The sequence below is a fragment of the Mycolicibacterium moriokaense genome, from assembly GCF_010726085.1.
GTDB lineage: Bacteria > Actinomycetota > Actinomycetes > Mycobacteriales > Mycobacteriaceae > Mycobacterium > Mycobacterium moriokaense.
In genome coordinates this window covers 1,951,460-1,963,557 of record NZ_AP022560.1, presented here as the reverse complement: position 1 = coordinate 1,963,557, position 12,098 = coordinate 1,951,460, and the positions used below count along the sequence as shown (strand labels likewise).

14 protein-coding genes and 2 pseudogenes are annotated in these 12,098 nt (G+C 65.1%); 9 read left to right on the top strand and 7 right to left on the bottom strand.

Annotated elements, in window-relative coordinates:
• The first annotated feature begins 36 nt into the window (after positions 1–36).
• Positions 37–411: a nuclear transport factor 2 family protein gene (locus G6N43_RS09675; protein ID WP_083157105.1), complete on the top strand. Its 375-nt coding sequence runs from the start codon at positions 37–39 to the stop codon at positions 409–411.
• Here G6N43_RS09675 and G6N43_RS09670 read toward each other — a convergent pair.
• A complete protein-coding gene (locus tag G6N43_RS09670; protein WP_083157104.1) occupies positions 408–1,370 on the bottom strand; it encodes a hypothetical protein in 963 nt (320 codons plus the stop codon). The genes G6N43_RS09675 and G6N43_RS09670 overlap by 4 nt on opposite strands.
• 31 nt (positions 1,371–1,401) lie before the next feature.
• On the opposite strand from G6N43_RS09670, the gene G6N43_RS09665 reads away from it, so the two are divergent.
• Positions 1,402–2,184 (top strand): adenylate/guanylate cyclase domain-containing protein, encoded by a 783-nt coding sequence (locus tag G6N43_RS09665; protein ID WP_083157103.1) that lies wholly within the window; start codon positions 1,402–1,404, stop codon positions 2,182–2,184.
• Between the two features lie 12 nt (positions 2,185–2,196).
• Here the strand turns inward: G6N43_RS09665 and G6N43_RS30410 are convergent, their stop codons facing one another.
• Entirely contained in the window at positions 2,197–2,370 is a 174-nt protein-coding gene (locus tag G6N43_RS30410) for a hypothetical protein (RefSeq protein ID WP_110810543.1), read from the bottom strand.
• Between the two features lie 41 nt (positions 2,371–2,411).
• On the opposite strand from G6N43_RS30410, the gene G6N43_RS09660 reads away from it, so the two are divergent.
• Entirely contained in the window at positions 2,412–3,101 is a 690-nt protein-coding gene (locus G6N43_RS09660; RefSeq protein ID WP_083157102.1) for a guanylate cyclase, read from the top strand.
• On the opposite strand, the gene G6N43_RS09655 is transcribed toward G6N43_RS09660, so the two are convergent.
• On the bottom strand, positions 3,098–4,063 hold the full coding sequence (locus G6N43_RS09655; RefSeq protein ID WP_234810295.1) for an LmeA family phospholipid-binding protein: 966 nt from the start codon (positions 4,061–4,063) through the stop codon (positions 3,098–3,100). The genes G6N43_RS09660 and G6N43_RS09655 overlap by 4 nt on opposite strands.
• Positions 4,064–4,127: 64 nt before the next feature.
• Positions 4,128–5,456 carry a S1C family serine protease gene (locus G6N43_RS09650; protein ID WP_083157101.1) on the bottom strand — a complete coding sequence of 443 codons (1,329 nt, stop codon included), beginning with the start codon at positions 5,454–5,456 and terminating at the stop codon, positions 4,128–4,130.
• Positions 5,457–5,565: 109 nt separating this feature from the next.
• Here G6N43_RS09650 and G6N43_RS09645 point away from each other — a divergent pair, with 109 nt between their 5' ends.
• The 6 genes and pseudogenes from G6N43_RS09645 to G6N43_RS09615 all read left to right on the top strand — a co-directional run bounded on the left by G6N43_RS09645 (position 5,566) and on the right by G6N43_RS09615 (position 10,084).
• Positions 5,566–6,750 (top strand): acyltransferase family protein, encoded by a 1,185-nt coding sequence (locus G6N43_RS09645; protein ID WP_110810541.1) that lies wholly within the window; start codon positions 5,566–5,568, stop codon positions 6,748–6,750.
• Positions 6,751–6,781: 31 nt separating this feature from the next.
• Entirely contained in the window at positions 6,782–7,075 is a 294-nt protein-coding gene (locus tag G6N43_RS09640; protein ID WP_179967987.1) for a hypothetical protein, read from the top strand.
• 256 nt (positions 7,076–7,331) lie between these two features.
• Positions 7,332–8,293: pseudogene (locus G6N43_RS09630) on the top strand (IS481 family transposase).
• A 163-nt stretch (positions 8,294–8,456) separates the two neighbouring features.
• Entirely contained in the window at positions 8,457–8,846 is a 390-nt protein-coding gene (locus G6N43_RS09625) for a PPOX class F420-dependent oxidoreductase (RefSeq protein ID WP_083156797.1), read from the top strand.
• Between the two features lie 6 nt (positions 8,847–8,852).
• The gene (locus tag G6N43_RS09620; protein WP_083156729.1) at positions 8,853–9,152 is read left to right on the top strand and encodes a thiamine-binding protein; all 300 of its coding nucleotides are present in this window, start codon (positions 8,853–8,855) and stop codon (positions 9,150–9,152) included.
• Positions 9,153–9,475: 323 nt separating this feature from the next.
• Positions 9,476–10,084 (top strand): VOC family protein, encoded by a 609-nt coding sequence (locus G6N43_RS09615; RefSeq protein ID WP_322790421.1) that lies wholly within the window; start codon positions 9,476–9,478, stop codon positions 10,082–10,084.
• A 421-nt stretch (positions 10,085–10,505) separates the two neighbouring features.
• On the opposite strand, the gene G6N43_RS09610 is transcribed toward G6N43_RS09615, so the two are convergent.
• The 3 genes and pseudogenes from G6N43_RS09610 to G6N43_RS30655 all read right to left on the bottom strand — a co-directional run.
• Positions 10,506–11,684, bottom strand: coding sequence for a thiolase family protein (locus G6N43_RS09610; RefSeq protein WP_083156731.1), 1,179 nt, complete (start codon positions 11,682–11,684; stop codon positions 10,506–10,508).
• Positions 11,684–11,947 carry a Zn-ribbon domain-containing OB-fold protein gene (locus G6N43_RS30660; protein ID WP_234810265.1) on the bottom strand — a complete coding sequence of 88 codons (264 nt, stop codon included), beginning with the start codon at positions 11,945–11,947 and terminating at the stop codon, positions 11,684–11,686. The genes G6N43_RS09610 and G6N43_RS30660 overlap by 1 nt, the downstream gene beginning before the upstream one ends.
• A gap of 48 nt (positions 11,948–11,995) precedes the next feature.
• A pseudogene (locus G6N43_RS30655) lies at positions 11,996–12,061 on the bottom strand (Zn-ribbon domain-containing OB-fold protein); the annotation flags it as partial.
• Positions 12,062–12,098 lie beyond the last annotated feature (37 nt).

Sequence of the window (12,098 nt, the reverse complement as noted above, 5' to 3'; positions counted from 1 at the left end):
GTTGATTTACGTTGTTTCACTGCGTTTCATCAAGGGATGACATCTACCCCCGACGCCTTGGTCACCGAGTTCTGCCGCAAGTGGTCCTCCCCTGATGCCGCCGAACTGGCCTCGTACTTCACCGAGGACGGCATCTATCACAACGTTCCGATGGATCCGCTGACCGGACCGGAGGCGATCAAGGAGTTCATCGCCGGGTTCACGGCGGCGTTCGAAGGCATCGACTTTCAGGTGCACCGGCAGGTCAGCGACGGCAACATCGTCATGAATGAGCGCACCGACGTCATGCGGCGCAAGGACGGTGGCGAGGTCGCCCTTCCCGTGATGGGCGTGTTCGAGATCGTCGACGGCAAGATCGCCAGGTGGTCGGATTACTTCGACATGGAGATGGTGACCAAGGCGTTCTCCTAGGTCAGCAGCGGCACCGTGCCGTGCCGGGTATCGGTGAGAATCTCGAACATCGCCCGCCGGGACGCGACGAGCTCTTCACGCGTGAACGCCTTGCCCGCCACCTGAATCCGACAGGTGGCGATCGCCGAGTTGTAGCAGTACTTCTGGCCGCCGTCCGTGTCGGTGTACGTGAGCCCGATGACATCGCCGGGATCGGCGGTGATCTCCCCCTCGATCATGTGATTCCCGATCCGCCCGCCGAACGACCACGCGAACGGCTGGTAGCGCGCATGCGTTTGCAGGCTGTGCCGGATCGAGCGAACCGCGAATTCCTCTCCGGCATGCCGGAATACGAACAGCGTCGCCGACGGCGTCAACACCGGGCCGATCGCGGCGCGCGCCGTCACGATCTCCAACGTCGACTCCGGCGCGTTGTCGAACCCACACACCTGGCCGAACGCGTACGCGGGTGTGTGCTTCGTTCCCCAGTTGTGGTTGACGCTGCCGGTCCAGTCATCGACGACGACGCGAACGTCGTCGAGTTCCAGCTGCCCGTTGAATTGCGCCAGCGGATGTCGGACCGTGGTCTTCGCCGTCGGGATACGTGCCTTGTAGGCGCGCTCGGTGAGGAGCTTGACCGGCTCCTCCGAACCGGGCGCGATGCGGAGGTCCCAGCGCGCCGAGCGACTGCCGCCGGTGACGACGCCCCGCGCCGACCGGTCATCGAGGGTGGTGGCCGCGATCCGCGCGGTCCAGTCGTCGTAGTCGTACTCGGCGGCGTCGATCGGGTACGGCTCCTTGAGGGCGAGGTTTCCCACCCCGTCGGGGTCGAACAGCATCACCCAGACGTCCGCGACGGGCTCACCTGCCGTCGGCAACAACAATGTCTCCCGCAACCACAGCGCTTCTGCCCGGTCAGGGTGGTTGGCCCGGATGTAGCGGCTCTCGTAGTACGGAGCCGCAACCGAGGTCTTCGACATCACGGGTTCAGCATCCAATACTTGGGGGGTGATGGGTGCACAGATCGCGGCCTACGTACTGGGTGCGGTCGCCGTGGCTCAGGCCATCGCCCTCATCGTTCTCGTCGTCCAGCGCAGGCGTGACCGCGAGGAACTCGAACAGTTGCGCAGTCGCGTGGACACCAGGAACATGCTGCTCTCCGGTGGCCGCGAAGCCGTCAAGACGGTCTGGCAGACAGCGAACATCCTGCGCAAGGACGGGCTCGGAGCCGCCGTGCGGTCCTCGATCGAAGACCTGGCGGACTGGGCCGAGGTCGAACGACCTGACTTGGCCAAACTGGCGCCGAGCGGACACGTCGCAATCCTGTTCTCCGATATCGAGGAGTCGACGGCCCTGAACGAACGCATCGGGGATCGCGCCTGGGTCCGGCTGATCAGCCGACACGACAAGATGGTGCGCAGGCACGTGGCGAAGTATTCGGGCCACGTGGTGAAGAGCCAGGGTGACGGTTTCATGGTGGCGTTCGCCCAGCCTGACCAGGCGGTGCGGTGCAGCCTCGACATCCAACGCTCACTTCGCCGGGATAGCAACGGCATTCGGGTGCGCATCGGGATCCACATGGGCAAATCGGTGCGGCGCGGCGACGATCTGTTCGGGCGCAACGTCGCGATGGCCGCGCGCGTGGCGAGTGCGGCCGACGGCGGTGAGGTGCTGGTCAGCAAGGTGGTGCGCGATGCGCTTGCCGATGCCGACGCTTTCGAGTTCGACGACGGCCGAGAAGCCGACCTCAAGGGGTTCAGCGGCACTCACCGGCTCTACGCCGTCGCGGCCTAGTTGACATCACACCTAGTCCGTTGTGTGGTCCGTTTTGTTGCCCTCGGCGACGCGCTGGTGCAGCCGTGCGCGGATGTCCTCAGGTGTGTAGGCGTTGCGGCGACGTTGATCGCGGGCGACCAGTGCCCCGCCCGCCACCACGCCGGCGACACCGGCCAGTCCGACCCACTTCCATATGCTGCGCATGCGCTGAGTCTGCCTAAGCTCTGGGGGTGAATCAAAGCACGGTGTCGCTGGAGAAGGCCCTCGACGAGACGCGCACGGGCGATCTCTGGCTGTTCCGGGGCAGGTCGGGGCCCGATCGGGCGATCCAGACGATGAGCAACAGCCCGGTCAACCACGTCGGGATGACCATCGCGATCGAGGATCTGCCGCCGCTGATCTGGCACGCCGAACTGGGCGACAAGCTCACCGATATGTGGACGGGCGGCAACCACCGCGGAGTGCAGTTGAACGACGCGCGCCAGGTCGTCGAGCGATGGGTGCACAACTATCACCAGCGCTGCTGGCTCCGCGAGCTGACGCCGTACGCCACGCGCGAGCAGGAGGATCTTGCCCTCAAAGTGGTGGCGCGCATGGATGGCACTCCGTTTCCCAGCACCGCACGCCTGACGGGTCGGTGGTTTCGCGGCCGTTTGAACGCCGCCGACTTCACGCGGGGACTTCCGTTCGTGCACAGCAAGGTTCGTGAGGCAACGCAGAAGCGGAAGAAGGAGAAGCTTCAGGTGGGCCTCGAGACGGCCTACTGCGCGGAGACCGTCGCCATCACCTATGAGGAGATGGGGTTGCTGTCGACGGAGAAGCACTACAACTGGTTCGACCCCGGCGTGTTCTGGAGCGGCGACGATCTGCCGCTGGCGCCCGGATATCAGCTGGGCACGGAGATCGCCGTCATCGTCGATCCGCCGACCGGTTAGAGCCGCGCGAAGCAGGGGTTGGCGTCCTCGTTGGGGATGGACGCGTTGCGGCTGGAGAACTTCCCGACGACTCCGGTATCGGTGACTTCCACACTGTCAGCGTGGATTCCGAGCGGATAGTTGTCGTTCAGCTTCTTGGTCAGGCCGTTGAGCGCGTCCTGCACCGTCTGTTTTGGCAGCGGGCCGGTGACCTCGAGCACCTCCAGGTTCAGGTCACCGTCGGTGACGACCGGCTTGGCGGTGACGTTGTTGTCGCCGGCGTCCAGAATCACGGTGCCCGCGACGCGGTCGGTGCGCACTCCGGTGATGAGATTGCCTACACCGGGCAGGTTTTCGGCGACGGTGTCCTTGATTCCCTCGGACTTCCAACTGAGCGTCGCGGCGAGCGAACCGATGGTGCCCTTGGAGTCGCGTGAATCATGCAGCCGTACGTCTTCGAGCGTGACCTCGGCCGTCATCCCGTTCGCGCTTTGCACCCGGTTGCCGTCTGTGGTCACCGAGATGTCGGTGTAATCACCGGTGAGGTACTGCCAAAGGAAGGGCGGGTTCACGCCGAACGAGACCGAGGCGCCGTCCTCGACGACACACTCGGCGACCTCCACCAGGATCGTGTCGGCACGGTGTCGGGCGTAGAGCTCGGCGCCGGCCAGCCCGCCGGCCACCAGCGCGACCGCGATCACCGCGATCAGGATGATCGTCTGTCGGTTGCGGCGGCGCCGGGTGGGCGTCGACGGCGGCCCCTGGACCGGCGTGATTCGCTGGGTCGGCCGGGCATCGGCCGGCGACGGCGCCTGCCGGATCCTGCGGGTCGGCCCATCGGGCGAGGATCGGCGCTGCACACGCAGTTGGTCGGTCGGCGCCTCCGGGCGCCCTGCCGACGGCAACTTCTGCGTCGCCGGCTCCGGCGGAGGAGTGGCCCGGGCGCGCCAGCCAGGTGGACCGGGGCGTTGCGGCGGGGTCACGTGCGCGATTGTGCCCTATCCGGTCACGTCGGGACACGGACCCCGTCCGCCGCTTCCGAACTCGCTACGCCTCTCCGAGGGTGACCTCGGCGGTCTGGGCCGCACCGGACTCATCGACGAAGGTGAGGGTGACGGTGTCACCGGGCGCCTTCGAGCGCACCGCTGCGACCAGCGCCTCCGGGCCGTCGATCACGCGGTCGTCGACCTTGGTGACCACCACACCGCTGGGCACGCCCGCCGCTGCGGCGGGGCTGCCGTCGACCACCCGCGCGATCGCCGCGCCCGGGGCGCTGGGGTCCTTGCTGAGCTGCACACCCAGCGAGCCGTGGCTGGCTCTGCCGTTGGCGATCAGCTCCTCGGCGATCCGCTTGGCCTGATCGGACGGGATCGCGAAGCCGAGACCGATCGAGCCGTTCGGCGCGCCGGCACCCTCCTGACCGCCACCGAGCGTCGCGATCGCGGAGTTCACCCCGATCAGTTCACCGTTCATGTTCACCAGCGCGCCGCCGGAGTTGCCCGGGTTGATCGCGGCGTCGGTCTGGATGGCATCGAGCACCGTGACGTCGTCGCCGCCGTCTCCTGCGGAGACCGGACGGTTCAACGCACTGACGATGCCCGTCGTCACGGTTCCCTGAAGACCCAGCGGCGAGCCGATGGCGACGACGTCCTGACCGACCTGCACGTCGGCGGACGACCCGAAGGTGATCGGGGTTAGACCCGAAACGCCCTTGGCGCGAACCACCGCGATATCACCTGCGGGGTCCGTTCCGACCACCTCGAATGGAACGGTCTGGCCGTCGGCGAACGACACGGTGGCGCGAACACCGCGGCCGGTCGAGTAACCCGCGGGCCCGGCCGCGGCGGCGACCACGTGATTGTTGGTCAGGATCAGACCGTCCTCGGAGATCACGATGCCCGAACCCTCGCCACTCTGGCGGCCCGAGTCGATCTGCAGCTTGACCACGCTGGGCATCACCTTGGCGGCAACCTGCTCCACCGTCCCGGCGGGGAGGTTCGCCGCGGGCCTGCTGATCGGCTCATCATCGGCGACCGCAGTGGGCACGGCAGCCGCAGGCTCCGACTGGCTGGCGACGGCCGCACCGATCCCACCGCTGACCACTGCGACGGCGAGGGCGCCGCCGATCATGGTGAGGCGCCGACGCGAACGCTTCGGCTGCGTTTTCAGCGGTGTTTGTGCCGCAGATGGAATGGGTTGATGCGCAGTGTGATACGGGTCATACGGCGGATGGACTACCTGTCCGGGGTGGCGCCAGTCCCACGGTGAGCGATACGATTCGTTTCGAACGTCATTCGGGTGTGCTTGTCCCATACCGGGTTCCGTGTAGCGCGGATAGTGAGATGGTCGTGGGGCATGCGGCGGTGTGTGGGTCATGACGTCTGGTTCGCTCCTGAATTCTCAAATTTCACAGTTGATTAGCCCACCTTGCCTTAGCCATCTGAGAGCGAACTGAGAGATACCTATGGAGAGTCGACGACTTTTCATGCCCCGAGAGGCTTTGCCCGCGGGGCCATCTCCGCGTCCGTTCGTCGCGGATCGGGTGGCGTCGCTCACCGGTCTACGCGCAGTCGCGGCGCTGCTCATCGTGGGGACGCACGCCGCGTACGGAACCGGGCAGCTGGCGAACGGCTACCTCGGGGCGCTCTATGCGCGAATGGAGATCGGCGTCCCGATCTTCTTCGCGCTGTCGGGCTTTCTGCTGTTCCGGCCGTGGGTGCGGGCGGTCGCTCGGGGCGCTCCGGCACCGTCGGTGCGCCGCTACGCTTTTCGCCGCACCCAACGGATCGCGCCTGCTTATCTCGCCGTGGTTCTCATCGCGTATGCGCTGTATCAGTTCCGTGACGCCGGGCCCAATCCCGGGCACACCTGGATGGGTCTGCTGCGCCACCTGACCTTGACCCAGATCTACGAACCGGTCTACTTCTTCGTCATGCACCAGGGCCTGACCCAGACCTGGAGTCTGGCAGTCGAATTCGCCTTCTACGCGGCGCTTCCTCTGCTGGCTGCGCTCCTGCTGACGGCGCTCTGCAAGGGGGCGTGGCGACCGGGACTGCTGCTCGTGGGCCTGGGCTCGCTGGCCGCGATCACTCCGCTGTGGCTGTGGGTGCAGCAGGCCACCGACTGGTTGCCCAGCTCTGCGGGAATGTGGCTGCCGGCGCACCTCGTCTACTTCGTCGGCGGAATGGCGCTGGCGGTGCTGCAGGTCATCGGTGTGCACGTGAGGCTGCTCGTCGTGGGCCCACTCGCGGTCCTGAGCTATCTGGTCGTGTCCACGTCGGTCGCCGGGGACATCAACTTCGGTCAGGTGACTCTGGGTCAGAGCCTCATCAAGGTCGCGCTGTACGCCGTCATCGCGTGGTCCGCCATCGCCGCGTTGGTGCTGAGCAGCGGCAACGGCCTCCAGCGGCTGCTGAGCGCGGCTCCGGTTGTCTGGCTTGGCGAGATCTCCTACGAGATCTTCCTGCTGCACGTGATCACGATGGAGATCGTGATGGCGTCGGTGTTGCACTGGCCGGCCTTCACCGGTTCGTGGTCGATCGTATTCGCGGTCACCCTGGCGTTGACGGTCCCGCAGGCTTGGCTCCTGCGCCGGTGGACTGCTTTCGGCTCTCCAACAGGTTGGCGAACACACCGCCGCCGTTCGCTAGGTGAAGTTGTCGTCGCTTGATAGCGTCCGATGCGATGGGCGGAGCAAACTCGTGACGATCGTGGTGATGGACGGGCCGACAGCTTCGGCCCTCTCGCAGGTTCTACCGGTGCTGCTGCTGACGCTGATCATCGAACTGCGCCGGACCGCGTTGCATCGCAAGGTTTCCCGCACCCTGTTCGGCGCGTTCTTTCTGTTGTTCGCCGTGATCGAAACGGTGCTGGTATTGTCGATCGATGGTGAGCTCTACCCGTTCCAATGGGGCGATCTGCTGTCCGCCATCGTCATCTTCGGATTACTCACGCTGATCTGCGCCATCTCCTTCGTGGACCCGACCGACACCTGAGCCGGCGGTTAGCCCCGAGACAACTGCTCGCGAACCGCTTGTGTGTCGATCAGCGACCAGACTTCGGCGATCCGCCGGTTGTCGAACCGGTAGAGGACGTGCTCAGATCGGGGTCACTCATCGCACGATCTTTACATCGTCGGCATCTAGATGTTCTCGGTCATGACGTTGGTAGCAGGCGTGTTGGCTTGATGTGAGGAGAACCTCCGGGTGAGGTGTGGCTTGTCGAAGGCCCATCACCACCCCGGAGGTTCTCGTGTCCCACCGTAATGCCCGCACCACGCTGCACGGCCGAATGCTGATCGTGCAGCGCCACCAGCAAGGGTGGCCGCAGGCCCATATCGCCGCGGCGATGGGCATCTCCCGCAAATGCGTCCACACCTGGATCAGCCGTTATGCCGCTGAAGGTGAGGCCGGACTGCATGACCGGTCCTCACGACCGCACCACAGCCCTCGCGGACCTCGGCGCGGGTGGAGCGCCAAGTGATCGCCGCGCGGCGCAAACATCGTCGGGGCCAGGACTGGCTGGGTCCTGAACTGGGCATTGCGCCCCGGACCGTGGGACGGATTCTGCGCCGTCGCGCTGTGCCCTACCTGCGTGACTGCGATCCGATGACCGGTGCGGTGATCAAGTCGTCGAAGGCCACGACACGACGCTATGAGCGACAACGGCCTGGCGAGCTGGTGCATGTCGATGTCAAAAAGCTCGGTCGTATCCCCGACGGGGGTGGGTGGCGCGCTCACGGGCGTAGTGAACAGGTCCGCAGGCGCGGTATCGGGTATGACTACGTGCACTCGATGGTCGATGACCACAGCCGGCTGGCGTACTCAGAGATCCATGCCGATGAGAAAGGTCCGACGTGTGCCGGGTTCATTGCTCGGGCGGCGCAATACTTTCAATCGCAGGGCATTTCGCGTATCGAGCGCGTGATCACCGACAACCATCTGAGCTATCGGCGCTCGGCCCACGTCGCTGCCGTCATCGACCAACTGCACGCCAAACACCTGTTCATCAAGCCGCACTGCCCATGGCAGAACGGCAAGGTGGAACGCTATAACCGCACCCTGCAAAGCGAATGGTCCTATCGCCGGGTGTTCGCCTCCAACGCAGACCGCGCCCGAGCACTTGCGCCCTGGGTCGAGTTCTACAACACTCAACGCCGCCACAGCGCACTCGACGGGGTACCACCCATCAGCCGACTGCAACCAACGTCATGACCGAGAACATCTAGAAGCGGAACTTCGACTCTGCGTCCAGGGCGTAAAAGTGCGCGTGGCACCCGCCCTCAGCGCAGAGTCAACACTATCTCGGTAGGCTCGACCTGGCTGAAAACATTTGGGCCAGAACCGCATAGACGTCATCGATATCGAGAGGATCACCATGGCCGCCGTTCCCGAGGGTTACGAATCACTGCTCGAGCGCCCGCTATACGGGCACCTGGCCACCGTCCGGCCCGACGGCACACCTCAGGTCAATGCGATGTGGTTCACCTGGGACGGTGAAAGGTTGCGCTTCACCCACACCACCAAGCGGCAGAAATACCGCAACATCAAGGCGAACCCGGCGGTGGCGATGTCGGTCATCGACCCTGACAACCCGTACCGCTACCTCGAGGTGCGGGGCGTCGTCGAAGAGATCGTGCCCGACCCCGAAGGCAAGTTCTATCTCGAACTCAACGACCGGTATGACGGACCACTGACCAAACCGCCCGCCGACAAAGCCGACCGCGTGATCCTGGTCGTGCGTCCGACCGCGTACAGCAAGCAGTAGACGATCATGCTCGTGGCGTTCAGCGTCAGCCCGACAGCTGGTGATCAGGACGGCAGCGTCGGCGCGGCCGTCGCGGAGGCAGTAAGAGTGGTCCGAGCGTCAGGACTGCCCAACGAGACCAACGCCATGTTCACCAACATCGAAGGTGAATGGGACGAGGTGATGGCGGTCGTCAAACAGTCGGTCGATGCGGTGGCCGCCGTGTCGCCACGGGTCAGCCTGGTACTCAAGGCCGACATCCGACCGGGTCATACCGGCCAGCTGACCGCCAAGGTTCAACGCATCGAGGATGCGCTGCGCGACTGACCTAGAGCGTCAAGCAGCCGCGACGTCTTCTTCGACGGCGGTGATGCAGGACGTGCAGTCCGGGCTGTCGATGTCGAAGCGCCCGCAGGTGGGGCAGATGAACGGGATCATGAGCTTTCCTCCGGCTAGCGATCCGACGCCGACTCATCGCGACGCTGGCGACCTGTTACCCCGTGCCGCCGTGCTCGAAACCTGGTCACGCACGCGGGTGCTGACCGGTTGAACCGCCCGGCCCAAGGGAGAAACTATGGCAAACCGCTGGTCTGGAGTGACCACGCCTCACCTTCCAGCGCGTAACCGAGCCCACAGGCACGAAGGTTCGCATTCACCTCGACGTGGAGGTCGAGGACATCGACAGCGGACGTCGGCAGGTCGAGGATCTCGGTGGCCGATTCTCAGGTGTCCGACATGACTACGACGAAGGCGTCGTGCCGAACATGCTGGATCCCGAGGGTGACGTGGTTCGCTCCACCGGCAAGTATCCAGCGTCCATCTGGTCCGCCAGCCATAGAAAGCCTCGCGCATATCGGGTAGCCGAGCTGAGGCCCGCAGCATTTGCAGATCCCCATCGAAGAATGTCGTCGGGCCAAGGCGGCTCAGTGTGGTCGAAGCCACAGACTGGGCAACAGCGCATCCGAGACCGACTCGCAAGGTCGATTCAGGACTCGCAACTGTACTCACGCGCACACCGGACACAGCGGCAGAACATCAGACGCGGTGAACGCCCAACACGTGCGAGTCATCGATACGAAGAAGCGGCGACTCCATCGTCAGTAAGCAGGTGTCGAGTAACGCGGCGGCTTTGCTCGTCTTCGTCCCCCGTAAGCACAGCGCTGCGGAACCTCTCAGTGATCGCCACGGAGCTCACGGGTATACCGGCGGCTGCCAATGAATGTGCCTTGAACGCCACTGCCGCGGCACTGGGACGATAAGTGACCGGACGCAACCGAGGATCGCTCGGGCACGAAGGCCGCGCCCCGATCAGGCTGACCTCGACGATCTCGTGGTCAAACGCGTCGGTGACGCATCTCTGCAGCTGCGCATCCGTGCTGTAGAGCGCTGAACTGAGGGCGATTCCATAAGGTCGTGGGCGTGCGGAATCGGCCTCCGCGCTACGGAAAGTGACCTCACAGCCGAGTATTCGTCCAGCGCGTTCAGCGTCATCCGCAGCGTCGGTTATCACTGTGACGATCCAACCGGCGAGAACTCGATCCACAATCCAACCACCCGCCCCTGTGACCACCTCTCGCACAGATCGCGCGAAGACGTCGATGCGGTACTGATTCGCAGATCCTGAATCGGCACTGCGATAGAGGCTTTCGTTCTTCGCCGGTTGCACAAGCTTCTCCATCTCTACCGCGTCCGTCGGAGCAACATGGCGGTGGTTCCGCTATTGGCGGCTCCCACTCCGACCGCCGCAAGGGCCGCTCCGTCAACTTGACGCCCGCTTGCCTGTCCTCGGATCTGCAGGCATGCCTCGTGGAGATGACCGAAGCCGTGCAGCCGTCCACCAGACAGTTGGCCGCCCGCGGTGTTAATGGGCAGCTCGCCACCGAGCGAGATGCGCGCCGGGTCGGCGATGAAGTCGCCGGACTCGCCGACCTTGCAGAAGGCGAAGTCCTCCAACCAACACAGCACGAAGACACTGAAGCCGTCGTATAACGACGCGTAGTCGACGTCGGCGACGGTGAAGTCAGTGCGGTCCCATATCGTCGACCACCGCGAGCTGATACGGGTGATGTCCTCGCCACCCTCCCAGGTGTACCGATCGTGGTGGGCGCAGTCGACGGCCTCGACCGTGATGGCTGGATGATTCAGCGCCGCAGCATGTTCCGCTCGCGAGATCACGAACGCCGTCGCGCCGTCGCATGCGATGTCGCAGTCGTACATGCACAGCGGTTCGGACACCATCCGCGCGTCCAGGTAGGTCTCCAGATCCAGCGGATCGGTGTAGATCGCCGACGGGTTCATCGCCGCATTGGTCCGCTGCACGATCGCGATCGACGCCAGCTGTTCGCGCGTCAGCCCGTACCGGATCATCCTGGCGCGGATCTGCATCGCCGCGAGGTTGGCCGCGGTGGCGCCGAAAGGCAGTTGCCACCCCATCATTCCGGTCGGTCGGCCACCGCGCGCTCCGTACCCCTGGCGCCGTCCGGAGCCCTGAGCGGTGCCCTCCCAGATACTGCGCCAGCACAGCACGTGATTCGCCAAACCCGCGGCGACGGCCATCATCGCGTCGACCACCGCGCCCAACTGTCCCGGCGACTCCACTCCCCCGGCGACCCAGTTCGGTTTGATGCCGAGCGCGTCGTGGATGTCGCGCAAGGACGCGCCGGAGAATCCGGGCCCCGCCTGCGACGCGCCCGGGTACGTGGTCAGCCCGTCGATATCGGCGAGGGTCAGACCGGCGTCCTCGACAGCGGCGATACACGCGTCGGCGGTGAGCTGCAACGCATCACGGCCCAGCCGTCTGCCGATATCGGACTGTCCGATACCGCTGATGACGACCCTGTCGGTGAGCGGGGAAGCCATCAGCGATCCGGTTCGAACAGCGGAACGAACACGTCGTCGTCACCGTCGCTGAGCCGTTCGAACGTCACACGCACCGGCATCCCCGCGGTGACATCGCCCGGTTCGACATTGACGAGATTGGTCAGCACCCGCACGCGGTCGTCCTCGACGGGTGTAACGAACGCGATGACATACGGCGGGGTGAAGTTGGGAAAGAAGGGGTGTTCATTGGTGGTCCACGTCTCGACCCGTGCCTTGCCGCTGAGCGCGACGTATTCGGGCACACCGTGATCGTGGGGACACCGCAGTGCCGGTGGGTGAATCAATCGCTCGCAGGTGGTGCATCGCTGCAGCCGCCACCGACCGCCGGCACCCGCAGTCCAGTACGGCCGGTTCACCTCCGTCAGAAGCGGAAGCGGCCGCTCCGTTGCGATT

Coding starts and splice junctions, on each gene's coding strand:
- G6N43_RS09675 (WP_083157105.1), top strand. CDS start 37: ATGACATCTACCCCCGACGCCTTGGTCACCGAGTTCTGCCGCAAGTGG.
- G6N43_RS09670 (WP_083157104.1), bottom strand. CDS start 1,370: ATGTCGAAGACCTCGGTTGCGGCTCCGTACTACGAGAGCCGCTACATC.
- G6N43_RS09665 (WP_083157103.1), top strand. CDS start 1,402: ATGGGTGCACAGATCGCGGCCTACGTACTGGGTGCGGTCGCCGTGGCT.
- G6N43_RS30410 (WP_110810543.1), bottom strand. CDS start 2,370: ATGCGCAGCATATGGAAGTGGGTCGGACTGGCCGGTGTCGCCGGCGTG.
- G6N43_RS09650 (WP_083157101.1), bottom strand. CDS start 5,456: ATGACCCACACACCGCCGCATGCCCCACGACCATCTCACTATCCGCGC.
- G6N43_RS09645 (WP_110810541.1), top strand. CDS start 5,566: ATGCCCCGAGAGGCTTTGCCCGCGGGGCCATCTCCGCGTCCGTTCGTC.
- G6N43_RS09625 (WP_083156797.1), top strand. CDS start 8,457: ATGGCCGCCGTTCCCGAGGGTTACGAATCACTGCTCGAGCGCCCGCTA.
- G6N43_RS09620 (WP_083156729.1), top strand. CDS start 8,853: ATGCTCGTGGCGTTCAGCGTCAGCCCGACAGCTGGTGATCAGGACGGC.
- G6N43_RS09610 (WP_083156731.1), bottom strand. CDS start 11,684: ATGGCTTCCCCGCTCACCGACAGGGTCGTCATCAGCGGTATCGGACAG.